Genomic DNA, 22,100 nt, shown 5'->3' with positions numbered 1-22,100 from the left:
TGGTGCAGCAGGCCATCGGCGACCAGCTGGCCAAGATGCTGCTGGCCGGTGACGTGCACGACGGCGACACCGTGCCGGTCAACGTCAGCGCCGACGGCGACTCGCTCGTTTTGGGTTGATGTGCGCTCGAACGTCGACTTGTTGTGGGCATGCCTGGCGGACTGCCCAACAAGTCGACGTTCGGCGCATCCGAAGCGGTAGCAAACTTTAATTCTGTTGTGACCTGCTGGCATTCCCGCTTGGGGGGGAGTAGCAGCTAGGCTACGTGGCGATGGTTCCGCTTTGGTTTACGCTCTCCGCGCTGTGCTTCGTCGGGGCGGCGGTGTTGCTGTACATCGACATCGACCGCCGCCGGGGACGAGGCCGGCGCCGTAGGTCGTGGGCACGTTCACACGGATTCGACTACGAGCAGGAATCCACCGAGATCCTCAAGCGCTGGAAGCGCGGCGTGATGTCGACAGTCGGTAGCAATATTCCGGCGCGCAACGTCGTGTTGGGCCAGATCCGCGGCGAGGCCGTCTTCATCTTCGATCTCGAGGAAGTCGCCACCGTGATCGCCCTGCATCGCAAGGTGGGCACCAACGTCGTCGTCGACGTGCGGCTAAAAGGCCTCAAAGAGCCTCGGGAGAACGACATATGGCTGCTCGGAGCGATCGGGCCGCGGATGGTGTACTCAACCAACCTGGACGCCGCCCGTCGCGCCTGCGATCGCCGCATGGTCACCTTTGCGCACACCGCCCCCGACTGCGCCGAGATCATGTGGAACGAGCAGAACTGGACGCTGGTCAGCATGCCGATCGGCAGCACACGCGCCCAGTGGGACGAGGGCCTGCGCACGGTGCGCCAATTCAACGACCTGCTGCGGGTGTTGCCGCCGGTGCCACAGTCGGCAGGGACCGGGCCCCAACCGGCGGGACGCCGCACAGCGGCACCGAGCCGTCCGCTTGCCCCGGCCGGCCGGGCAGAAGTGCCGCCGCGCCAGCCCGAGGCCTTTTCCCGGGAGGGCGGGACAGCGTCCCGCGGCGCTGCGACACCATCGGCCGCACGCCAGGAGCCGGCTCACCGCCCACCGGCCGGCGATGCGTCAGCGCGGCGCCCACCGCCGGGTCGAAACGGCCACCAGGCCGCCCATCACCAGCGCTGATCCTCGCGTTCTGAGTCGCTGCGGCGCTTCGCTACGCTGTCGGTCATGCCGCGCCGCGTCGCCCTGATCACCGGGCCCACCTCCGGTATCGGCGAAGGCTTCGCGCGTCGCTATGCCGCCGATGGCTACGACCTGGTGCTGGTATCCCGCGACGTCGACCGCCTCATGGCGCTGGCCGCCGAGCTGTCCCACGAGGGCGGGCGGAACGTCGAGGTGCTCCCCGCCGATCTCGCCGAGGCCGCCGGCCGCGACAACGTCGCCGAGCGGTTGGCCGCCGGTGGCCTCGATGTGCTGGTGAACAACGCCGGTTTCGGCACGTCCGGCGAATTCTGGACCGCCGACCCCGCGAAGCTGCAACGGCAGCTGGACGTCAATGTCACCGCGATCATGCAGCTGACCCGGGCCGCGTTGCCGGCGATGATCGACGCCGGAGCCGGCACCGTCATCAACGTCGCCAGCGTGGCGGGGCTGTTGTCCGGGCGGGGATCAACCTATTCGGCCTCGAAGGCCTGGGTGGTGTCCTTCACCGAGGGGCTGGCCGTCGGGCTCCGAGGCACCGGTGTCGGCATGCACGTGGTGTGCCCGGGCTATGTGCACACCGAATTTCACGACCGGGCCGGCATCGACATGAAGTCTCTGCCGTCGTTCATGTGGCTCGAGGTCGACGACGTGGTGCGCGAAAGCCTGGCCGGCGTCGCCGGCGGCAAGGTGGTCATCATTCCCGGCGTGCAGTACCGAGCGATCATCACCGCGACCCGGATGGTGCCGCGAACACTGGCGCGCGCCGCCACGAGTGTCTTCGGTCGGGGCCGTGGCCGTACCTGAGCTCGCCGAGTTGGCCGACCTGGTAAGTCGGTTGGCAGTGGTGCACGGCCGCGTCACGTTGTCGTCGGGCAAGGAGGCCGACTACTACGTCGACCTGCGCCGCGCCACTCTGCATCACCGGGCCGCCCCGTTGATCGGCCGGCTGGTCCGTGAACTCACCGCCGACTGGGACTACGCCGCGGTCGGCGGCCTGACTCTGGGCGCCGATCCGGTTGCCACCGCCGTCATGCACGCACCTGGTCGCCCCATCGACGCGTTCGTCGTCCGGAAATCCGTGAAAACCCATGGCATGCAACGTCTTATCGAAGGGCCCGACATCTCCGGCCAGCGGGTCCTGGTAGTCGAGGACACCAGCACCACCGGCGCGTCGGCGCTGACCGCGGTGCGCGCCGTACGCGATGGCGGTGGGCAGGTGGTCGGCGTGGCGACGGTGGTCGACCGCGCCACCGGTGCGGCCGAAGCCATCGAAGCCGAGGGCGTCGCGTACCGCAGCGTGCTGGGGCTGGCGGATCTCGGGCTGAGTTAGCCCGCCGTGCGCACTCTCATCGCGATGGTCGCGACCTTGACGCTGGCTTGTGCGTGTTCGAATTCGGCTGCGCGACAACAGGTGTACGGCGCGCCCGGCGCCCGGGTGGGCGAGTCGCTGGCAGTGCTGGGCTGGAACACCTCGGTATCGAACCTGCGCTGGCAAGACGACTATGTGCTGGTCGACGTCGACGGGGCGCCGACGGACCCGGCGAAACCCCATGCCGATGCCCGCGATATCCGCTTCGGGTTGTACGGCGCGTTGGGGCATCCGATGGAAGCCGCCGGTATCGGCAGTTGCGACGGTGTGAAAAACCTTGTCATTCAATCACTTTCCGCTCCCGGTGGTACGCGGCTGACCGGCACGGTGTGCCTGGGTCCGATGAAGGACCGTGCCGCGGTTCGCGGGGTGTATCTCTACTCGTCCCGCGACCGGATCCCCGACACTGCGGCGGCCTACCCGGCGGCGTTCCCGGTCGGGCTGCTGCCGACCAAGCAGAGCGACACCGGCCTGGTGGTCAAGACCACCAGCGTGGCCGCGTGGCGGGCCGACGGCACCCAGCTCACCCAGGCCTCGCTCGGCGACCCGGCCGCGTTCACCGGCAGCGGTTACATGCTGCTCGGATTGGAGGCCGACGCCATCGCGGCCAAATATCGCGACGACTCCGCCGCCCGCGGCGGCCCGATGATGTTGCTCGCGTCGCCGGCCCTGCCGGCCCCCGGGCTGAGCGCGGCCTGCTCGGCCTACGGCTCATCGGTGCTGATCCTGCCCGAGGCGTCGTTGGACGCTGTGCACGTCAGTGCGTCGCTGTGCACCCAGGGCGACCTCAACGAGGCGTTGCTGTACGCGACCGTCGCGATCGTGGGTACCCACGCCGCAGTTTGGACGATCAGGTGACCGATTCGCCCCGCTCCTCCTCGGGCCATTCCGGCCCGCATCGTCGCGAGGACACAACCGAGCCAGGCCCCACCGAATGGGGTGTTCCGGCAAGCGGAGTCGGCCCCTGGGACGGTCCGGTGCCCGACGACCCGCGGTATGACCCAGCGCTGCTGCGCGACGGCGACAGCCGCAACGTCGTCGACGCCTACCGGTACTGGACACGCGAGGCGATCGTCGCCGACATAGACAAACGCCGCCACCCGCTCCATATCGCGATCGAGAACTTCGGGCATGACGCCAACATCGGCGGTGTGGTCCGCACCGCCAACGCATTCGCCGTCGACACCGTGCACATCGTCGGCCGGCGCCGGTGGAATCGCCGCGGCGCCATGGTCACCGATCGCTACCAGCGACTCCGGCACCACGACCACACCGCCGAGCTGCTGAGCTTCGCCTCCGCGGCGGGTCTGACCGTGGTCGCCGTCGACATCGTGCCGGGCGCGGCGCGGCTGGAACAGACGACGCTGCCGCGGGACTGCCTGCTGCTGTTCGGCCAGGAAGGCCCCGGCATCAGTGCCGACGCCCGCGCCGGTGCCGCGCTGACGGTGTCGATCGCGCAGTTCGGGTCGACGCGCAGCATCAACGTCGCGGTCGCCGCGGGGATCGCCATGCACACCTGGATCAGCCAACACGGAAACATCGAAAGAGCTTGGTAGCGGCCCGATCCCCTAGCGCGTGGGCGCGGGATCGAATTCGATTGGCAGAGTGGCCGGTCCAGTCAACGCGGTCAGGGGTTTCCACGGGGCCGGTCCGGTTCGCCGGGCATTTGGCATTCGCTGTGTCATCACCGTCAGGGCCTCGGCGAGTTCGAGCCGGGCGAGGTTAGCACCCAGGCAGTAATGCATGCCGGCACCAAAGGTCTGCATCGGGTGCGCGCCATCTCGGGTGATGTCGAGTCGGTCGGGATTGTCGTAGACGGCGGGATCCCGGTTGGCCGAGGCGGTATTGGCGACGACCAGTGTGCCGGCCGGAATGATGACTTCGGCGAGTTCGACATCCTCCAGAGCGACGCGCAAGGTGCCCCAGGCGATGGGGGAGTGCCGCATGGTTTCCTCGACCGCGTTGGCGGCCAACTCGGGGTCTCGCCCCAGGAGTGCCCACTGGTCGGGATGGTCGCAGAGCACCTGCACCGCGGCGGCGAGCTGGTTTCGAGTGGTGTCCGTGCCGGCAATCAGCAGACCCACCACCAGCATGCGCAACTCGTCGGTGTTGAGGTGGTCGCCGTCGTGTTCGGCGCGGATCAGCTCGGAGATCAGGTCGTCGGTCAGCGTGTCGCGGCGGTCGGCGACCATGGCGTCGACGTAGTCGTCGACGGCCTCCCATGCCGCCAGGATGGACTCCGACTCGGCGGCGACGTTCCAGCTGAACGCCTTGAAGATGTCGTCGGTCCAGTCCGAGAACAGCTTCCAATCCGCGGCTGGCGCGCCGAGCAGTGCGCAGATAATCGGTATCGGATATTGACGCGCGATGTCGGTCACCACGTCGCAGCGCCCGCGGATCGCCTGGCGTTCAATGAGTTCGGTGATGAGATCGATGATCGTCGAGCGCAGCCGCGCGGTGGCCCGAGGTGTGAACGCCTTCGATACCAACCGACGCAGGCGATGGTGCTCGTCTCCGTCGAGACTGATCAGACTCGCGGTGACACGGTCCCATATCGCGCCCGACGTGATGCCTTGACCGGCCAGGAACATTCCCTTGGGCATGCGAAACCGTGGGTCGCGCAGCACCGTACGAACCAGGTCGTAGCGCAGAATTTCCGGACCATGGGTACCGATGGCGATCGGCGCGCGATCCCGGGCCGCCGCGATGAGGCGGTGCGCTTCTTCAGGATCATCCAACTGCTCGTAGGCCAAGATGGGCAGCCCCGCGTCGAAGACGTTGGGACAAGCGCGTAGGGGCATCGTGTCGACGGTCATAACGACTCCTCGCTCGCAACAAGCCGGCTGTGCGTTAGCGGTTGCTAACCGCGACGCCATCGTTGCTCCGAGACGGCAAGCACATGTCAGTAGACGGATACTGATTTTTCGCCTGACCGTGCGGGCTGCCGCTTCTAGGCTGTGTGGGTGCGGTTGACGTGGCCGTTGACCGGCCGCTCGAATGAACAGCGACTTATTGAAGCCGCGATTTTCGACTCGGACTCGTCCGGGATCGTGGTTTGCGGGGCGGCCGGCGTGGGGAAGAGCCGAATCGCCCGTGAAGCGCTGAATTCTGCCGCGTCGCAGGGCTGTGAGCTCCGTTGGATAGTGGGCACATCCTCGGCGCGGTCGATTCCGCTCGGGGCGGTCTCCTCATGGGCAGAGCCTGCCGTCGACGACAACCTTGAATTGATCCGCGGCGTGATCGCCTCGCTGACATCATCGTCTCCGGGCAGCACAGTGGTTCTGGGCGTCGATGATGCGGCCCTGCTCGACGATCTGTCGACGTTCGTTGTGCACCAGATCATTCAGCGCCGCGCCGCGAAGGTGGTCCTCACCATCCGCGCAGGAGAACCGGTCCCTACCGCGACGCGGGAGCTATGGAACGGCGGACAGTTCGACCGCCTCGACCTACAACCCTTGTCCGAAAACGACATAACCCCGCTCATCTCGGCAACCCTGGGCGGCCCGCTGGACCCGCAGGCCGCGGAGCGGCTGTGGACGTTGACTCGCGGCAACCCCTTGTATCTGCGCAATATCGTCGAGCAGGAGGTTGCTGATAACCGACTCACAATGCAGGACGGGTATTGGCGCTGGCTCGGTGATCCGGTGCTACCGCCCAGCCTGGTCGAACTGATCGAAGAACGCATCGGAGGCCTTCCCGGCGAGGTTAGCGACGTGATCGACGCCCTGGCCGTCGGCGAACCCATCGAACTCGGGTCGCTGACCAGGATTGCTCATCCGGCCGCGGTCGAGCAGGCCGACATGCGCGGTCTCATCGCTCTCGACCAAACGGGCGATCGGGTCGAGGCACGGTTGGCGCACCCGCTATACGGCGAGGTGCGCCGCAACCGCGCTGCTCCCACCCGGCTGAGACGGCTGCGTGGACTCGTCGCCGCCGAACTGGCCGCGTCCGGCGACCATGACGACATGGGCACGGTTGTGCGCCGCGCCACGCTGATTCTCGACTCCGACCTCGAGCCCGATCCAGACCTGTTTGTTCGGGCGGCCCGCGGCGCGGTCTGGCTATGGGAATTTCCGCTCGCTGATCGGCTCACGGCAGCAGCAATCGTCGCTGGAGGGGCGGCCGAAGCGAAACTCATTCGCGCCTATGCCTTGTCGTGTACGGGTCGCGGGCGGGAAGCCGACACTCTGCTCGCCGACATCCAGGCCGGCCAGTTGGCCGACGCAGTGCGCGGGCGGGTGGCCTTTCTACAGGCCACCAACCGGCTGTTCACCCTCGCCGACCCGGTAGGCGCAAAGACGCTCATCGATGATGCATCCCACGCCGCGGGGTCGCAGGCTCGCAGCTGCATCGACGCGTTTCTGACGGTGTACTGGGCGGCTATGGGCAAGCCGGACGCGGCCATCGAGTCATCAGGCAAGTTCACCTGGACGGAGCTGCCCGATCTCGTCGCCCAGCGGGTGACCGCCTGGGCCCTTGCCCTTGCATTCGGAGAATCGGGCCGCGCCGACGAAGCCGTGGTAGCGGCAAAGGCCGGCTACCCGGTTCCGATCCGCTCGTTCGTCATCATCACCGACGCCCATATCAGCGCCTTGCTTTTAGCTGGCCGAATCGCTGATGCCGAAGCACCGGCGGAGACGATACGACAACGCCAGATCGAGTTCCAGGCATTTCAATCTTTCCAAGTCGGCTCTGTCGCGGTGGGCAGAGTGGCGCTTGGTTCCGGCCGACTCCGCGCCGCGATTTCCCTGCTGACCGAATCCATCGAAACCGTAAGTGTCGACACAGATTCCAACGGGTGGGGTTATCGATGCCAGATTCCGCTGACGACGGCGCTGGCGCTGCGCGGCTCAACGGAGGAGGCGGCGGTCCGGCTCGTCACCCTGGAAAAGCAGCGCCATCCCAGCTGGCGGTACCTCGACTACGAGTACGCGATCGCCAAGGCATGGGTGGCCGCTGCACAGGGCGCAGTAAGCGAGGCGATCGCAATCTCGCTTGCTGCTGCCGAAACAGCCGGAGCCAATGGACAATTCGCGCCCGAAGTAATGTGCTTACAGATAGCCACCCAGTTCGGGGATCGTTCCTGCGGGCCTCGATTGCGTCAGCTTGAAGCGATCGTCGAAGGGCCGCGGGCCGGGGTAGCGGCCCGGTTCGCTGAAGCGCTGCATGACGGCGACGGTGCCGAATTAGCGGCGGTATCAGCGGGATTCGAAGACATGGGCGACCTCATTGCTGCCGTCGACGCGGCGGCGCACGCCGCCATCGCCTACCGCCACCAGGACTTACGTGGATCGGCGTTGGGACACTCGGCCAGGGCCGAAGCATTGGCCGAGCAATGCGGCGGCGCCCGCACGCCGGCCCTGCACAAAGCTGCCGAACGGTTGCCGCTGACCGACCGTGAACGAGAAATCGTGATGCTCACCGGTGAGGGGCTGTCCAACCGCGATATCGCCACCAGGTTGACACTGTCGGTCCGCACCGTCGAAAGCCACATCTACAAGGCGATGGCCAAGACCGGTACGAGCAACCGCGACGAGCTCGCGGCGCTGTTGCCTCGACGCCAACAAAGACGTGGCGACAACGGGTCGCGTCAACTCAACTGATCGGCCACCGCGGCCGCATCCAGCCAGATGTTCTCGCGGCTGATCAGCCCGTCGCGGAATTCAAAGACGTGCAGCATCCGAAAACTAATGCGCCGTCCGTTACCTGGAAGCCCAAGCAATGATCCAATGACCGTACCCGTCATGAGCTGCTCGAGGACCATCGCGTCGTCGGCGAGAAACTGGCGCACGACGTCCCAACTCTCGCTGCGGAAGTTGGCGGTCAGGTAGGCGTAGAAGTCGCGCGCCGCGTCCTTACCGCGACTCGGGCTGTTGGGGAATCCGACGACGTCGTGCTCGACGTCGTTGGTGTACACCGTCACCGCCCCGTCGATATCGCCGTGATTTTCTGCCGTCATGTGGCTGTCCACCAGCGCTTGCATCTGGCTGTTGTCCATCGCCGCCTCCTGGCTCATGGCCCCGGCCTCAAGCTACGACTACTGATCCGCGTCTCTGTGGTATCACGCCGCAACGCTGCGAAATATCAGTAGTGCACCACTGACGTCGAGCGATAGCCGGCGATCGACGATTCCAGTACCGGACGTGACCGATGGAGGGATCAAATGCTCACCGAAAGCCTTGCAGTCAGAACCCTTGATGAGATCGAAGAGCGATTGGTATCGCCTGCACCAATCCTCGTCACCGAACACGAGGTCGCGCTCAGCACGGCGGTAGCGCTGCGCGCACGACCGGCCACCCGCCGCCGGTGGTTCGAGGCGACCCACGTCCTGCTTGCGGCTCTGAACCGCACGCGTGTGTCGTCGACCCAGCGTGAGCCCCGGACGCGCCGCGAGTACCCGAAGCGCTACGCATTTCTGGAAGCCGCCTGCATGGCACGCGAGATGGAACGCCTCTGATCGGTTGAACCCATCGTGCCCACGCGCTGATCACCCAACACGCGAACGCCCCGTGCGCCGGGTAGGGCAGGATCGGCAGACATGGGTCAGGTATGGGTCAACCGGGCGGTCAGCGCGGAGGCCGCTGTCACCGGGCGGCATCTGAAACGGCTGTGGGCACTGCCCGGCACGCAGCTCGGTGTGGTGGCCTGGCCGCCGGTCCGGCGCGACCGCTGGTTCGGCGGCTGGCATTACTGGTGGCAGGCGCATCTGCTGGACTGCCTGGTCGACGCGGAGCAGCGCGACCCGCAGCCCGAGCGTCGCATCAAGATCGAGCGGCAGATCCGTTCGCACAGACTGCGTAACAACGGATCCTGGGTCAACAGCTACTACGACGACATGGCCTGGCTGGCGCTGGCGCTCGAGCGGGCGTCCCGGATCGCGGGCGTGGACCGCAAGCGGGCGTTGCACAAGCTCAACGATCAACTGGTCAAGGCGTGGGTCCCCGAGGACGGCGGCGGCATCCCGTGGCGTAAACAGGACCAGTTCTTCAATGCCCCGGCCAACGGGCCGGCCGGCATCTTCCTCGCGCGCTACGGCGACCGGCTGCGTAGGGCCCAGCAGATGGCGGACTGGATCGACGCCACGCTGATCGACCCCGAGCAGCACCTGGTGTTCGACGGCATCAAGGCGGGTTCGCTGGTCCGCGCCGAATACACCTACTGCCAGGGCGTGGTGCTGGGTCTGGAGACTGAGCTGGCCGCCCGCACCGAGGACGACCGGCATGCGCCGCGGGTGCATCGCCTGGTCGCCGCGGTCGACGAGCACATGGCGCCCGGTGGGGTGCTGCGCGGTTCCGGCGGGGGTGACGGCGGGCTGTTCGCCGGCATCACCGCGCGCTACCTGGCGTTGGTCGCCACCACGCTGCCCGGGGATTCGGCGGCCGATGTCCAGGCTCGTGAAACCGCCCGCAAAATCGTGCTGTCCTCAGCGCAATCGGCGTGGGACAACCGCCAGTCGGTGGAGGGGTTGCCGCTGTTCGGGCCGTTCTGGGATCGCGCAGCCGAACTGCCCAGGGCCGGCGGCGAGCAAGCGCAGTTCGTCGGGGGTGCGGTCACCGGTTCGGAGATCCCCGAGCGTGACCTGTCGGTGCAGCTGTCCGGTTGGATGCTGATGGAGGCCGCCTACGCAGTGACCGCCGACGACAAGAATGAAGGGACCATTGATGAGTAAAGTCCACCTCGATGCCGAGTCGGCGTTGCACGGCCTGTTGAAGGACGGGATCACCATCGCCGCAGGCGGTTTCGGTCTGTGTGGCATCCCGGAGAACCTGATCCAGGCTCTGGTGGACAGCGGCGTCAAGGATCTGACGATCGTCGGAAACAACGCCGGCGTCGACGATTTCGGTATGGGGTTGCTGCTCAAGGCGCGTCAGGTGACCAAGGTGATCGCCTCCTATGTCGGCGAGAACAAGGAATTCGAGCGCCAGGTGCTGGCCGGCGAGCTGGACCTGGTGCTGACGCCGCAGGGCACCCTGGCGGAGAAGTTGCGTGCCGGCGGCGCAGGCATTCCCGGCTTCTATACCCGCACCGGCTACGGCACCAGCCTCGCCGAAGGCAAAGACACCCGGGTCTTCGACGGAACGGAATACGTTCTGGAAGAAGGCATTCAGGCTGATGTCGCCATCGTCAAAGCCTGGAAAGGGGACAAGGCGGGCAACCTGATCTATCGCAAGACGGCCCGCAACTTCAACCCGATGATCGCCACCTGCGCCACGGTGACCATCGCCGAAGTGGAGGAACTCGTCGAGGTCGGCGAACTGGAGCCCGACCTGATTCACACCCCGGGCATCTACGTGGACCGCATCATCGAGGGCCCCGGCTATGAAAAGCGCGTCGAGTTCCGTACCACCAGCGGCGGCGCGGCGCTCAAGAACGACAGCCCGATCCGCGAGCGGATGGCCCAACGCGCGGCCCAGGAGTTGCGCGACGGCTACTACGTGAACCTGGGCATCGGGATTCCGACGTTGGTGGCCAACTTCATTCCGGACAGCATCAGCGTCACGCTGCAGTCGGAGAACGGGCTGCTCGGCATCGGGTCGTATCCGGCCGAGGACGCCGTCGACCCCGATCTGGTCAACGCCGGCAAGCAGACCGTCACCAGCCTGCCGGGTTCGAGCTTCTTCAGCAGCGCCGACTCCTTCGCGATGATCCGCGGCGGCCACATCGACCTGTCCATCCTGGGCGGCCTGGAGGTCGCCGAGAACGGCGACCTGGCCAACTGGATGGTGCCCGCCAAGATGGTCAAAGGACCCGGCGGCGCAATGGATTTGGTGTCCGGCGTCAAACGGGTGATCGTCGTGATGGATCACACCGCCAAAGACGGCAGCCCGAAAATCCTCAAGCAATGCACGCTGCCCGTCACCGGCAAGAATGTGGTGGACATGATCATCACCGACCTGTGTGTCTTCGACGTGGAGCCAGAACGCGGCCTGACACTGATCGAATTGCATCCCGGAGTCAGCGTTGCCGATGTCCGCGCGAAAACCGGATGTGACTTCAACGTTGCGGTCTGAAACCGCCGTATGTTGGACAGATGACCGACTCGATACTGACCCGTCGCAACGTGCTGCTCGGCGCCGCGTTCAGTGTGCTCGCCGGTGCCGGCGCGCTGATCGCGTTCACCGCGGCCGGTGCCCCGAGCGGTCCGGCGAAAACGTTTGAGGTCAACCACACCGACGAGGAGTGGCGGCACCTTTTGACCGCACAGCAGTACGCCGTGCTCCGCGCCGCGTCCACCGAAGCGCCCTACAGCAGCCCGCTCAATGACGAGCACCGTGCCGGGACCTTCGGATGTGCGGGCTGCGGCCAGGGCCTGTTCTCGTCGACAACCAAGTTCGACAGCGGCACCGGTTGGCCGAGCTTCTGGAACGCCCTGGACCACGCCGTCATCGAGCAGCAGGACGACAGCGCGGGCATGTCACGGACCGAGGTGCTCTGTAGCCGCTGTGGCGGGCACCTCGGCCACGTATTCAACGACGGTCCCCAGCCAACCGGCCTGCGCTACTGCATGAACGGGGTGGCGATGGGCTTCCGGCCGGCGTAGCCGCGCACGGATCAGTCGACGACGGTCAGCTGCTCTTCGTCGTCCTTGGCTGCGCGACGGCGCCTGAGATAGGCCCGGCCGGCGGCGATGAAAGCCGGCAGCATCGACACGAACAGGATGCCCAGAACGATCTTTTCCAGGTTCTGGTGGATGAACGGCACGTTGCCCAGGAAATAGCCGGCGACCGTCACACCGCCACCCCACAGGACGCCCCCGACGATGTCGAACGCCAGGTACACCGGATAGCGCATGTAGGACACGCCGGCGACCACCGGGGTGAAGGTCCGCACGAACGGCATGAACCGGGCCAAGATGATCGCCGCGGGACCGTATTTCTCGAAGAACACGTGCGACTCGGTCACGTGGTGCTGCTTGAAGAAGCGCGAATCTTCCTTCTTGAACAGCGCGGGCCCGATCCGGCGGCCGATGAAGTATCCGGTCTGATCGCCGAGTATCGCGGTCAGCGCCACGGCCGGTGCCAGCACCCAGATGTCGAGGGTGCCGTGTGCGGCCAGCAGACCACCGGTGAACAGCAGTGACTCACCAGGCAGCAGGGGAAACAGCAGACCGGTTTCGATGAAGACAATGCCCAGGATCGTCGGCAACACCGCCGAGGCGAACAGTCCCTGAGGACCGATCCAGTACATCGGGTCGAGGATGTTGGGCAGGGCCACCACCGTGGTGATCACGGTGTTCAAGATACCGGCGCGGCGGACGGACTTTTACCGGGCGGCTGCAGCCTCCCCGAAGGTGTTGCGATACTGATGCAACACGTCAGGAAGGAAGCCGCATGCCCATCGCAACGCCAGACGTCTACACGGAGATGCTGCGACGCGCAAAGGAGAACGAGTACGCCTTCCCGGCGATCAACTGCACATCCTCCGAAACCGTCAACGCCGCGCTGAAGGGATTCGCCGACGCGGGCAGCGACGGCATCATCCAATTCTCCACCGGCGGTGCGGAGTTCGGCTCCGGACTCGGGATCAAAGACATGGTCACCGGCGCGGTGGCGCTGGCCGAATTCGCCCACATCGTCGCCGACAAGTACCCGATCAACGTGGCCCTGCACACCGACCACTGTCCGAAGGACAAGCTCGACGGTTACGTGCGGCCGCTGCTGGCCATCTCGGCCGAGCGGGTCGCCGCCGGTCAGAATCCGCTGTTCCAGTCGCACATGTGGGACGGCTCGGCGGTGCCGATCGACGAGAACCTGGAGATCGCGCAGGAGCTGCTTAAAGTAGCCGCCGCCGCCAAGATCGTCCTGGAGGTCGAGATCGGCGTGGTGGGCGGTGAAGAGGACGGCGTCGAGGCCGAGATCAACGACAAGCTGTACACCACCCCCGAGGACTTCGAGAAGACCATCGAGGCACTCGGCCATGGCGAGCACGGTCACTACCTGCTGGCCGCCACGTTCGGCAATGTCCACGGCGTCTACAAGCCGGGCAACGTCAAACTTCGCCCCGACATCCTGGACCAGGGGCAGAAGGTGGCCTCGGCCAAGCTGGGCCTGGCCGACGGCTCCAAGCCGTTCGACTTCGTCTTCCACGGCGGCTCGGGTTCGCTGAAGTCCGAAATCGAAGAGGCGCTGCGCTACGGCGTGGTGAAGATGAACGTCGACACCGACACCCAGTACGCCTTCACCCGGCCGCTGGCCGCGCACATGTTCACCCACTACGACGGCGTGCTCAAGGTCGACGGCGAGGTGGGCGACAAGAAGGTCTACGACCCGCGCAGCTACCTGAAGAAGGCCGAGGCCTCGATGACCGAGCGAGTTATCGAGGCCTGCAACGACTTACATTGCGACGGTAAGTCGGTCTCCTCCTGACTTAACCGGAGTTGGATTCGCAGATCTTCCACTGGTCGTCGCGGTACTGCAGGTCGAAGCTGCGGGCCGAGCGGGTCTGCGGCGCGTAGGCCATGAACGCGGTGACGTTGGCCTCGGCGTGGCTTCCGTCCACCACGACCTGATCGATGTTGGCGACGACGGGGTACTCCTTGGCCGCCGCGATGCGACGGTAGGTGTCGCCCCATTCCCGCTGGTTGTAGTTCACGTAGTCGTCGCGCATGCTGCCACAGGTGAGGCTGCGCAGCGTTGTCAGGTCGCCGGTTTGCAGCGCCGCATCGAAGCTCTGGATGGTGCTGCGGACCTGGTCTTCTTGTGAGGCCTTCGGTTTTCTGTCATTGCGGGTCAACAGGACGGTGCCCAGCACTGCGATCGCGGCCAGCGCCAGGATGATCAGGATCAACGCCAGCACCCACCCCCAGCTGCGTTGACTCGACGGGCGCAGCTTGGCGCCCAGCCGAGGCGGAATCAGCTGTGGCATCGCGGTTCTCGCCCGTGCCTGGCCGGACGGCCGGCCCGGCTCGAAGACCTCGGTGGCAGGGTCCGTGGCCGTGTTGATGATCGCGGTTTCCTTGGCGTCAAATCCCGGGGCGGTATAGCGCCGCTCGCCGCGCTGAAGGGTCGGCGCGGGCGGCTGCTGCTCGCCCTCGGACGGGGGCAGCACCTCGGTGGCCGGATCCGCTGTGCGATAGCTCTCGGTCACTTCGTCGTCGGAGCCGGCTGTCGGTTCGACGGCGGTGTCGGGCTCGGATTCCACCGGGTCGATTGCGGCACCGCGATCGACGGCGTCTGGGTTGATTCCCGCCCCATTCGACGTGTGGTCGCGGTCAGGCCCTGATGGGTTGGGCATAGGCGCAGCTGTCCTCTTCGGAGTCGAAATACCTATTGGAGCTTAGCGACCCGACGCGAGGTCCGGCGTAGCGGCGTCGTCGTCGCACGGCACAATAGCGCCATGACGCCGATGCATGATCTGCTGGGACCCGATCCAACCTTGTTACCCGGCGACCCCGATGCCGAAGCCCAATTGCACGCCGGAGACAACCCGGCCATCGTCGCCGCCGCGCATCCCTCGGCCTCGGTTGCCTGGGCGGCATTGGCCGAAGACGCTCTGACCGACGACAAAGCGATCACCGCCTACGCCTACGCCCGGACGGGGTACCACCGCGGCCTGGATCAGTTGCGCCGCAACGGTTGGAAAGGCTTTGGCCCCGTGCCGTATTCGCATGAGCCCAATCGGGGTTTCCTGCGCTGCGTGGCCGCGCTGGCACGGGCGGCCGACGCTATCGGCGAGACCGATGAGCAGACGCGGTGTCTGGACCTGCTCGACGATTGCGACCCGGCAGCCCGCGAGAGCCTGGGCCTGAGCTGAGCCGGTTTCAGAAGCCGGCCGCACAGTCGCCAACACTGTCCGGCGGCTCGATCTGGATGGTGGCGTGCTGGAGTCCGCGTTCGGCCAGGATTGCCCGGGCGTCGTGGAGTACCCGCGCCGAGTCTGCGCGGCTGACCAGGTGCGCGGTCACCATGTCCTTGCCCGGCACCAGCGTCCAGACGTGCAGATCGTGTACCTGGGTCACGCCGTCGACCGCTGCCAGCGCGGCACGCAGGCCGTCGACGTCGATGTGGCTGGGCGATGATTCGGACAGGATCCGCAACGCGCCCGCGGCCAGCGACAGCGCCCGGGGCAAAACCCAGAGCGCGACGAGGACGGCGACCACGACGTCCGCGTAGGGCCAGTGGGTGGTGATCGTGACGAGACCGGCGATGAGCACGCCGATGCTGCCGACCGTGTCGGCGATCACCTCCATGTAGGCGCCCTTGACGGCCAGGCTCTGCGTTGAGTGCGATCGCAGCAGCAGCGCGACCGCGGCGTTGGTGGCCAGCCCGATCAGCGCCACCACGATCATCGGGATGCCGGGCACTTCGGGTGCTTGGCCGATTCGCCCGATCGCCTCGCGCAGGATGATCGTCGCCACCCCGATCAGCAGGACGGCGTTGGCGACGGCGGTGAACACCTCGGCGCGGTGCCAGCCATAGGTGCGGGCCGGCGATGAGCTGCCGCGCCGGGCGAGGATCACCGCGCACAGGCCCATGAAGGTGGCGGCGACGTCGGTCAGGATGTGGCCGGCATCGGCCAGCAAGGCGATGGAGCCGATGACCAGCGCGGTGGTCAGCTCGACGACGAAGAATCCGCCGAGCAGCGCGGTGGCCATCGCCAGCCGGTATGCGGGGGTGCCGGTGCTCGCATGATCGTGGCCGGCGCCCATAACCAGCAATATATGCGAGTCTACGCATGTATTGCAAAATCGGCGCCGTGGTTGCAGTGCGTCAGAACCAGGCGTTCCAGAATCGGGTCAGATGCATGCCGGCATAGGCCCAGTCCGGCGAGACATCGGACAACCCGTAGAACCAGCCGACGATTCCGAAGAACCACTGGTTCAGCGGCGGGGCGAGCAACAGCAGAAACAGCAGCAGAAACCCGTAGGGCTTGAACTGCTCCAGCGCGCGCTGAGTCTCCGGACTCAGGTGCGGCTCCAGCGCGCTGTATCCGTCCAGGCCGGGAATCGGCAGCAGATTCAGCAGCAGCGCGGTGACCTGCAGGAAGCCCAAAAACGCCACTCCGGCCCACAACACCGGATGCATCGGCTCGAAGAATGCATTGATCAGCCCCAGCAGCAGCACCGCCAACAGCAGGTTCGCCGTCGGGCCCGCCAGGCTGACCAGAGTGCGCTGCTTGGCGGTCATGAACGAGGTCCGCACGTACACCGCGGCGCCCGGCAAGCCGATCCCGCCGATCGCCGTGATCGCGAGGGGCAGAGCCAGCGACAGCACCGGATGGCTGTAGCGCCGCGGGTCCATGTCCAGGTAACCCCGCAGCGCGATATCACGATCGCCGAATTTCCAGGCCGTGAAGGCGTGGCCGAATTCGTGCAGGCACAACGACACCACCCAGCCGGCGATCACGAAGATGAACGTTGCGGCGTAGGCGAGCGACCCGACGCCGGCGCCGTCCCAATACGCCAGTCCGCCGCCTAACGCCGTCAGGCCGACGATGGCCCAGAAAATCGGGCTGGGCCGTACCGACTGGTGCAAATCACGGGCGCTCACCCGACGAAACTACCGGACCAACAACCAACCCTCGGTGTTCCGGTAGATCGTCGACCGGTACGTGGTCCGCGGCGCAGCCACGCCGTCGCGGACCACCATTGCTCCGGTGCCGCCCAGCTGCGCGGCTCGACCGGTCAGCCAGCGGCGCGACCGGCGGCCGGACACGCGTGCGCGCAACCCGGGCAGTGCCACCGTCGGCTCGATTCGCACCCCGGCAACGTCGCCGTCGAAGAGCACGGCGTCGTCGACGAGGGCCTCACCGTGTAGCAGCTCTGCGTCAGTCGGTCGCCACTCAGCCGACCCGACGATCACCGACCCGGTCTCGTCGCGGATCAGTGGCACCCGCTGGGCCGACCCGCGGCGCGCCCGTCCGGCCGCCCGGCGCCCGGACGGCAGGCGGTAGGCCCGGGTGGCCGGGGTGCGGCGGCGCGGGACATAGGCCACCTCGACATTCAGCAGCTCGGCGCGCAGCAGCCGGGTCAGCACGGCCGCCAGGTCGGCGTCGGCCCCGACCACCACCACCCGTCGCGCCGAGGCCAGCGCGGTGTCGACGTCGTCGGGGCCGACAACCGCCAGCCCCTCGAGCGGGCGCGGCGGCAAAACGTCTGCACCGAACATCAGAACGGCGACGTCGGGGGCGTCTATCGGTCCGGCTCCTCCCCGCGCCTTCCGGCGCGTATCTTCGCCGGACGGGCCTCCTCGCAAATGCCTGAGATAGTGTGGGTCACCGGCTGGACCACAATAAGCGGCAGATATGGGTGGGAGAAACGCCATGCCGGCAATCGTCCTGATCGGCGCCCAATGGGGCGACGAGGGCAAAGGCAAGGCCACCGACCTGCTCGGCGGCCGCGCCAACTGGGTGGTGCGCTACCAGGGTGGCAACAACGCCGGGCACACCGTCGTACTGCCCAGCGGCGAGAACTTCGCCCTGCACCTCATCCCGTCGGGTGTCCTGACGGCCGGTGTCACCAACATCATCGGCAACGGCGTGGTGGTCGACCCGGGCGTGCTGCTCGACGAGCTGAGGGGCCTCGAGGACCGCGGCGTGGATACCTCGCGGCTGTTGATCTCCGCCGACGCGCATCTGCTGATGCCCTATCACGTGGCCATCGACAAAGTGACCGAGCGCTACATGGGCAGCAAGAAGATCGGCACCACCGGACGCGGCATCGGGCCGTGCTACCAGGACAAGATCGCCCGCATCGGCATCCGGGTCGCCGACCTCCTCGACACGCAGCTGCTGACCCACAAGATCGAAGCCGCACTGGAATTCAAGAACCAGGTGCTGATCAAGATCTACAACCGCAAAGCGCTGGACGCAGAGTACATCGTCGAGGCCCTGCTGCAGCAGGCTGAGAGTTTCAAACACCGCATCGCCGACACCCGACTATTGCTCAACAACGCGCTGGAAGCCGGCGAGATTGTCTTGCTAGAAGGATCGCAGGGCACATTGCTCGACGTCGACCACGGCACGTATCCCTATGTCACGTCATCGAATCCGACTGCCGGCGGCGCGGCGGTCGGCTCTGGCATCGGGCCGACCCGGATTACCACCGTGCTGGGGATCCTCAAGGCCTACACCACTCGCGTCGGCTCCGGTCCGTTCCCCACCGAATTGTTCGACGCCAACGGCGAATACCTGTCCAAAACCGGCGGTGAGTTCGGCGTCACCACCGGCCGGCGTCGTCGCTGCGGCTGGTTCGACGCCGTCATTGCCCGCTACGCCACCCGGGTCAACGGGATCACCGACTACTTCCTGACCAAGCTCGACGTGTTGTCCAGCCTGGAAACGGTTCCGGTGTGCGTCGGCTACCGGGTCGACGGCAAGCAGACGCACGAGATGCCGATGACCCAAAGCGATCTGCACCGCGCCGAACCCATCTACGAAGAACTGCCCGGCTGGTGGGAAGACATCTCGGATGCGCGAGAGTTCGACGACCTGCCTGCCAAGGCGCGTGACTATGTGCTTCGGCTGGAAGAGCTTGGTGGAGCCCACATTTCGTGCATCGGTGTCGGACCCGGGCGCGACCAGACCATCGTGCGCCGCGACGTTCTGGCGGCCCGTCCGTGACTGATTCCTCGCAGAGCCAAGAACAACTCGACCCCGATTACGACCATCACGGTGGCTTCCCGGAATACGGCGCCGCCAGCCCGGGGCCGGGTTTTGGCCGGTTCGTGGCGGCCATGCGGCGATTGCAGGATCTGGCGGTGTCCGCGGATCCCAGCGACGACCTGTGGAATGACGCCGCCGAGCACGCCGAAGCCTTGGCCGCGCAGCTCGCGCCGTTCAAGGCCGCCGAAGGCCAGGCTCCGGCGGGCCGATCGCCGCAACTGCCCGGGATGGGTAGCTTGCTGCTGCCGCCATGGACGATGAGCAGGTTCGATCCCGACGGGGTGGAGATGCGCGGCCACTTCAGCCGGTTCCACGTCGGCGGCAACGGCGCGGTGCACGGCGGCGTGCTCCCGCTGCTGTTCGATCACGTCTTCGGGATGGTGGTCCATGCCGCGGCCCGGCCGATCAGCCGCACCGGCTTCCTGCACGTCGACTATCGCAAGATCACTCCGATCGACACCCCGCTGACCGTCCGGGGTCATGTGGCGGCGACCGAGGGCCGCAAGGCGTTCGTCCGCGGCGAACTAGTCGACGGCGACACCCTGCTGGCCGAAGCCAACGGCTTGATGGTGCGGTTGTTGCCGGGCCAGCCGTAGGACTAGAGGCGGCTCCAGGCAGTGATCAGGGCCGGGGTTGTCACCACAGCGCCGGCGGCGGCGACTTCCCCGCGTAGCCGTGGCAACAGCGCGTCCGGGTCGGCGAAGTCATCGGAGACCAACCCCAGCTTTTCGCGGGCGGGCAGTAGCGACCTCAAGGTCTCGACGACAAAGGCCAGCAGTTCGGTGTGGTCAGCTCCGCCCACCGGAGCACCGAGCGCCAACTGCGGTGCGCCCAGCCCCGCTTGCCGGAACAGCGACGGCAGCGTCGCGGCGAAGGACGGGTCGAGGCCCAAGCCGGTGAAGGTGTCGATGATCGTGTCTCGCGCGGCCCGCCAGAGCGGTAGGTCGGGCACGCCGCGCGCCCCGGTCATGTCGAATTCGGAAAACGCGATGACCCCACCGGGGCGAACCAGGTCGGCGAGCTGACGCAGGGCCGCGACCGGGTCGGGCAGATGCATCAGGATCAACCGTCCGATCACGGCGTCGACCGGTTCGTCCAGCGCGAGGTCGCCGACCGTGGTCTGCTCGAATCGGATCGACGTGAGGCCCTGCTCGGCGGCACGCGTGCGGGCGAGCTCGATGATGTCGGCGGCGTCGATGCCGAGCACCGATCCTTCGAGTCCGACCAGCCGCGCCGCCACGAAACTCACGTCGCCGGGCCCGCAGCCGACGTCCAGCACCCGCATTCCGGGCCGCAGGCCTGCCAGGCGCAGTCCGTGCTCGGTGTAGTCGTCGTAGAGCCGTGCCTGCAGCATCAGCCGCCGGACTTCCGCGTCCTCGTGACCGAGGAGGTATGTGCTCGAGCCGATTGTCCGGCTTCTCAGCGGCCCGTTCCGGCCCGCATCGTCGCCGGACGCGGTGGACGGCAGGTGGTGGAGGGTCACGGCTATCTCCTGGTCGATTGCATGATAAAAGTCACCCTTCCACAGTCACTTGCATGATGCAACAGACCCGCACCGGGGCGTGGCCCTACGGCCCCTGCGCAGCGCCCGGCCCCGATGTTACTTGCATCACGCAAGTCGCAATTCAACCTTGCCCGATCCGCGGACCTATCCTTAGCAGCGTGCAGCGCAGTGACTCCAGGGAAGGTGAACCAGTGGCTGAGGGCATGACGCACGAGGAGTCGGCCCAGGGCGGGCATGTCGATCCTGGCGAGGCCGACCGGACCAAGGTGATGTTGCTGGGATCGGGAGAGTTCAGCCGTGAGCTGGCGATCGCGTTTCAGCGGCTCGGCGCCGAGGTGATCGCCGTCGAGCGGTACGCCGATGCGCCCGCACACGGCGTCGCAGACCAGGCGCTGGTGCTCAACATCTCCGACGCCGACGAGGTGGGCGCGGTGATCAGGCGGGTTGCGCCCGATTTCGTGGTGACAGCATCCGACGCGGTGGCTGCCGACGCGTTGATCGTCGTGGCCGAGACCCGTGCCGCCGAGGTCGTTCCCAGCCCGCGCTGCGCCCGGCTCACCGCAGACCGGGAAGGCATGCGTCGGCTGGCCGCCGACCAGCTGGGCCTGCCGACTGCCCCGTTCTGGTTCGCGGGATCGCTCGACGAGTTGCGCGCCGTGGCCGACCACGCCGGCTACCCGTTGCGGGTACAGCCGGTGGCGGCCCTGGGCGGCGAGGGACACTCGGTGGTCCTGCTACCGGCAGACCTCGAGTCGGCCTGGCAACGCGCGGTATCGGCCGGCGGCCGACTGGCGCACAGCCGGGTGCTCGTCGAAACGTTGGTCGAGATCGATTTCCACGTCACGCTGCTCACCGTGCGCAGCGACGGGCCGGCCGGGCCGACGCTGGACTTCTGTGCGCCGATCGGCCACGGCGAAGCCATCGGTGACGTGCAGGAGTCCTGGCAGCCGCAGGACCTGAGCGCCGCCGCGCTGGACGCCGCGAAGTCGATCGCGGCCCGCGTCGTCAAGGCACTGGGCGGGCGCGGCGTGTTCGGGGTCGAGCTGATGGTCCGCGGGGACGAGGTGTACTTCTGCGACGTCACCGCCCGGCCGTTCGAGAGCGGCCTGATCACCACACGCACTCAACGGCTTTCGCAATTCGAGCTGCAGGCGCGGGCCATCCTGGGACTGCCGGTCGACACCATCATGATTTCGCCGGGCGCGGCGGAAGTGATCTATGCAGGCGCCGACGGCGCGGTCGACCGACGGCGGTCTGGCGGGGTGCTCGCCGAGGCGATGCGCACGCCCGAGAGCGACGTTCGGGTGTTCACCCGCGACGAGTCCGAAGCGCGACGCCCGTTGGGGGCCGCCGTCGTCACCGCCGCTGACGTGACGGCCGCCCGCAGCCACGCGCGGGAGGTGTCGGCCGCACTGCGACGGCTCTGGTAGTCCGCCGCGACGTCGACGTCGCGGGCTTCC

24 protein-coding genes are annotated in these 22,100 nt (G+C 66.9%); 16 read left to right on the top strand and 8 right to left on the bottom strand.

The genetic code is table 11. The features are described from left to right. The 6 genes from VGG53_RS24100 to VGG53_RS21395 form a co-directional block, all read left to right on the top strand. Nucleotides 1-119, top strand: a 119-nt coding sequence (locus tag VGG53_RS24100) for a hypothetical protein (protein ID WP_414689025.1), incomplete at its 5' end; no start/stop codon positions are given. A 152-nt stretch (nt 120-271) separates the two neighbouring features. Then, nucleotides 272-1,144: a trehalose monomycolate transport factor TtfA gene (gene ttfA, locus VGG53_RS21415; protein ID WP_331520117.1), complete on the top strand. Its 873-nt coding sequence runs from the start codon at nt 272-274 to the stop codon at nt 1,142-1,144. 45 nt (nt 1,145-1,189) lie between these two features. Next, entirely contained in the window at nt 1,190-1,969 is a 780-nt protein-coding gene (locus VGG53_RS21410; protein WP_331520116.1) for an SDR family oxidoreductase, read from the top strand. After that, nucleotides 1,956-2,495 carry an orotate phosphoribosyltransferase gene (pyrE, locus tag VGG53_RS21405; protein WP_331520115.1) on the top strand — a complete coding sequence of 180 codons (540 nt, stop codon included), beginning with the start codon at nt 1,956-1,958 and terminating at the stop codon, nt 2,493-2,495. Before VGG53_RS21410 ends, pyrE begins: the two co-directional genes overlap by 14 nt. 24 nt (nt 2,496-2,519) lie before the next feature. Then, on the top strand, nt 2,520-3,392 hold the full coding sequence (locus tag VGG53_RS21400) for a hypothetical protein (protein WP_331520114.1): 873 nt from the start codon (nt 2,520-2,522) through the stop codon (nt 3,390-3,392). Next, nucleotides 3,389-4,090 carry an RNA methyltransferase gene (locus VGG53_RS21395; protein WP_331520113.1) on the top strand — a complete coding sequence of 234 codons (702 nt, stop codon included), beginning with the start codon at nt 3,389-3,391 and terminating at the stop codon, nt 4,088-4,090. The genes VGG53_RS21400 and VGG53_RS21395 overlap by 4 nt, the downstream gene beginning before the upstream one ends. A 12-nt stretch (nt 4,091-4,102) precedes the next feature. Here VGG53_RS21395 and VGG53_RS21390 read toward each other — a convergent pair whose 3' ends face one another. After that, complete coding sequence (locus tag VGG53_RS21390) at nt 4,103-5,350, bottom strand: cytochrome P450 (protein WP_331520112.1); 1,248 nt, start codon at nt 5,348-5,350, stop codon at nt 4,103-4,105. A gap of 147 nt (nt 5,351-5,497) precedes the next feature. On the opposite strand from VGG53_RS21390, the gene VGG53_RS21385 reads away from it, so the two are divergent. Continuing rightward, a complete protein-coding gene (locus VGG53_RS21385) occupies nt 5,498-8,137 on the top strand; it encodes a helix-turn-helix transcriptional regulator (protein WP_331520111.1) in 2,640 nt (879 codons plus the stop codon). On the opposite strand, the gene VGG53_RS21380 is transcribed toward VGG53_RS21385, so the two are convergent. Continuing rightward, complete coding sequence (locus VGG53_RS21380) at nt 8,125-8,550, bottom strand: nuclear transport factor 2 family protein (protein WP_331520110.1); 426 nt, start codon at nt 8,548-8,550, stop codon at nt 8,125-8,127. The genes VGG53_RS21385 and VGG53_RS21380 overlap by 13 nt on opposite strands. 147 nt (nt 8,551-8,697) lie before the next feature. On the opposite strand from VGG53_RS21380, the gene VGG53_RS21375 reads away from it, so the two are divergent. The 4 genes from VGG53_RS21375 to msrB all read left to right on the top strand — a co-directional run bounded on the left by VGG53_RS21375 (nt 8,698) and on the right by msrB (nt 12,075). Continuing rightward, nucleotides 8,698-8,991: a hypothetical protein gene (locus VGG53_RS21375; protein WP_331520109.1), complete on the top strand. Its 294-nt coding sequence runs from the start codon at nt 8,698-8,700 to the stop codon at nt 8,989-8,991. Nucleotides 8,992-9,072: 81 nt separating this feature from the next. Further along, nucleotides 9,073-10,203 (top strand): glycoside hydrolase family 76 protein, encoded by a 1,131-nt coding sequence (locus tag VGG53_RS21370; protein WP_331520108.1) that lies wholly within the window; start codon nt 9,073-9,075, stop codon nt 10,201-10,203. After that, nucleotides 10,196-11,545, top strand: coding sequence for a 3-oxoacid CoA-transferase (locus VGG53_RS21365; protein ID WP_331520107.1), 1,350 nt, complete (start codon nt 10,196-10,198; stop codon nt 11,543-11,545). Before VGG53_RS21370 ends, VGG53_RS21365 begins: the two co-directional genes overlap by 8 nt. A gap of 20 nt (nt 11,546-11,565) precedes the next feature. Further along, entirely contained in the window at nt 11,566-12,075 is a 510-nt protein-coding gene (gene msrB / locus VGG53_RS21360; RefSeq protein ID WP_331520106.1) for a peptide-methionine (R)-S-oxide reductase MsrB, read from the top strand. 11 nt (nt 12,076-12,086) lie between these two features. Here the strand turns inward: msrB and VGG53_RS21355 are convergent, their stop codons facing one another. Further along, nucleotides 12,087-12,764 carry a DedA family protein gene (locus VGG53_RS21355; RefSeq protein WP_331520105.1) on the bottom strand — a complete coding sequence of 226 codons (678 nt, stop codon included), beginning with the start codon at nt 12,762-12,764 and terminating at the stop codon, nt 12,087-12,089. A 101-nt stretch (nt 12,765-12,865) separates the two neighbouring features. Between VGG53_RS21355 and fbaA the strand changes: the two genes are divergently transcribed. Beyond that, a complete protein-coding gene (fbaA, locus tag VGG53_RS21350; protein WP_331520104.1) occupies nt 12,866-13,900 on the top strand; it encodes a class II fructose-bisphosphate aldolase in 1,035 nt (344 codons plus the stop codon). A 1-nt stretch (nt 13,901) separates the two neighbouring features. Here fbaA and VGG53_RS21345 read toward each other — a convergent pair whose 3' ends face one another. After that, entirely contained in the window at nt 13,902-14,768 is an 867-nt protein-coding gene (locus VGG53_RS21345; protein WP_331520103.1) for a hypothetical protein, read from the bottom strand. 102 nt (nt 14,769-14,870) lie between these two features. Between VGG53_RS21345 and VGG53_RS21340 the strand changes: the two genes are divergently transcribed. Next, nucleotides 14,871-15,287: a DUF3151 domain-containing protein gene (locus VGG53_RS21340; RefSeq protein WP_331520102.1), complete on the top strand. Its 417-nt coding sequence runs from the start codon at nt 14,871-14,873 to the stop codon at nt 15,285-15,287. 7 nt (nt 15,288-15,294) lie between these two features. On the opposite strand, the gene VGG53_RS21335 is transcribed toward VGG53_RS21340, so the two are convergent. The 3 genes from VGG53_RS21335 to VGG53_RS21325 all read right to left on the bottom strand — a co-directional run bounded on the left by VGG53_RS21335 (nt 15,295) and on the right by VGG53_RS21325 (nt 17,641). Then, nucleotides 15,295-16,182, bottom strand: a complete 888-nt coding sequence (locus VGG53_RS21335) for a cation diffusion facilitator family transporter (RefSeq protein ID WP_331520101.1) — start codon at nt 16,180-16,182, stop codon at nt 15,295-15,297. Nucleotides 16,183-16,243: 61 nt separating this feature from the next. After that, a complete protein-coding gene (locus tag VGG53_RS21330) occupies nt 16,244-17,023 on the bottom strand; it encodes a site-2 protease family protein (protein WP_331520100.1) in 780 nt (259 codons plus the stop codon). A gap of 9 nt (nt 17,024-17,032) precedes the next feature. Further along, nucleotides 17,033-17,641, bottom strand: a complete 609-nt coding sequence (locus VGG53_RS21325) for a peptidase M50 (RefSeq protein WP_331520098.1) — start codon at nt 17,639-17,641, stop codon at nt 17,033-17,035. A gap of 154 nt (nt 17,642-17,795) precedes the next feature. On the opposite strand from VGG53_RS21325, the gene VGG53_RS21320 reads away from it, so the two are divergent. Further along, nucleotides 17,796-19,094: an adenylosuccinate synthase gene (locus VGG53_RS21320; RefSeq protein ID WP_331520097.1), complete on the top strand. Its 1,299-nt coding sequence runs from the start codon at nt 17,796-17,798 to the stop codon at nt 19,092-19,094. Continuing rightward, nucleotides 19,091-19,732 carry a PaaI family thioesterase gene (locus tag VGG53_RS21315; protein WP_331520096.1) on the top strand — a complete coding sequence of 214 codons (642 nt, stop codon included), beginning with the start codon at nt 19,091-19,093 and terminating at the stop codon, nt 19,730-19,732. Before VGG53_RS21320 ends, VGG53_RS21315 begins: the two co-directional genes overlap by 4 nt. A 2-nt stretch (nt 19,733-19,734) precedes the next feature. Here VGG53_RS21315 and VGG53_RS21310 read toward each other — a convergent pair whose 3' ends face one another. After that, nucleotides 19,735-20,619 carry a class I SAM-dependent methyltransferase gene (locus VGG53_RS21310; protein WP_331520094.1) on the bottom strand — a complete coding sequence of 295 codons (885 nt, stop codon included), beginning with the start codon at nt 20,617-20,619 and terminating at the stop codon, nt 19,735-19,737. Nucleotides 20,620-20,843: 224 nt separating this feature from the next. On the opposite strand from VGG53_RS21310, the gene purT reads away from it, so the two are divergent. After that, nucleotides 20,844-22,070: a formate-dependent phosphoribosylglycinamide formyltransferase gene (purT, locus tag VGG53_RS21305; protein WP_331520120.1), complete on the top strand. Its 1,227-nt coding sequence runs from the start codon at nt 20,844-20,846 to the stop codon at nt 22,068-22,070. The last annotated feature ends 30 nt before the right edge of the window (nt 22,071-22,100 follow it).

Origin of the sequence: Mycobacterium sp. (genome assembly GCF_036490025.1) — a bacterium.
Taxonomy (GTDB): Bacteria; Actinomycetota; Actinomycetes; order Mycobacteriales; family Mycobacteriaceae; genus Mycobacterium.
The sequence above is the reverse complement of the archived record's forward strand: the minus strand, read 5'-3'. Positions and strand labels throughout refer to the sequence as shown.

Excerpts from the sequence above, each read along its gene's own strand:
- VGG53_RS21340 (WP_331520102.1), top strand. The coding sequence starts at position 14,871 with ATGACGCCGATGCATGATCTGCTGGGACCCGATCCAACCTTGTTACCC.
- VGG53_RS21400 (WP_331520114.1), top strand. The coding sequence starts at position 2,520 with ATGGTCGCGACCTTGACGCTGGCTTGTGCGTGTTCGAATTCGGCTGCG.
- msrB (WP_331520106.1), top strand. The coding sequence starts at position 11,566 with ATGACCGACTCGATACTGACCCGTCGCAACGTGCTGCTCGGCGCCGCG.
- VGG53_RS21335 (WP_331520101.1), bottom strand. The coding sequence starts at position 16,182 with ATGGGCGCCGGCCACGATCATGCGAGCACCGGCACCCCCGCATACCGG.
- VGG53_RS21370 (WP_331520108.1), top strand. The coding sequence starts at position 9,073 with ATGGGTCAGGTATGGGTCAACCGGGCGGTCAGCGCGGAGGCCGCTGTC.
- fbaA (WP_331520104.1), top strand. The coding sequence starts at position 12,866 with ATGCCCATCGCAACGCCAGACGTCTACACGGAGATGCTGCGACGCGCA.
- VGG53_RS21345 (WP_331520103.1), bottom strand. The coding sequence starts at position 14,768 with ATGCCCAACCCATCAGGGCCTGACCGCGACCACACGTCGAATGGGGCG.
- ttfA (WP_331520117.1), top strand. The coding sequence starts at position 272 with ATGGTTCCGCTTTGGTTTACGCTCTCCGCGCTGTGCTTCGTCGGGGCG.
- VGG53_RS21410 (WP_331520116.1), top strand. The coding sequence starts at position 1,190 with ATGCCGCGCCGCGTCGCCCTGATCACCGGGCCCACCTCCGGTATCGGC.
- purT (WP_331520120.1), top strand. The coding sequence starts at position 20,844 with ATGACGCACGAGGAGTCGGCCCAGGGCGGGCATGTCGATCCTGGCGAG.
- VGG53_RS21390 (WP_331520112.1), bottom strand. The coding sequence starts at position 5,350 with ATGACCGTCGACACGATGCCCCTACGCGCTTGTCCCAACGTCTTCGAC.
- VGG53_RS21325 (WP_331520098.1), bottom strand. The coding sequence starts at position 17,641 with ATGTTCGGTGCAGACGTTTTGCCGCCGCGCCCGCTCGAGGGGCTGGCG.
- VGG53_RS21365 (WP_331520107.1), top strand. The coding sequence starts at position 10,196 with ATGAGTAAAGTCCACCTCGATGCCGAGTCGGCGTTGCACGGCCTGTTG.
- VGG53_RS21380 (WP_331520110.1), bottom strand. The coding sequence starts at position 8,550 with ATGAGCCAGGAGGCGGCGATGGACAACAGCCAGATGCAAGCGCTGGTG.
- VGG53_RS21375 (WP_331520109.1), top strand. The coding sequence starts at position 8,698 with ATGCTCACCGAAAGCCTTGCAGTCAGAACCCTTGATGAGATCGAAGAG.
- VGG53_RS21320 (WP_331520097.1), top strand. The coding sequence starts at position 17,796 with ATGCCGGCAATCGTCCTGATCGGCGCCCAATGGGGCGACGAGGGCAAA.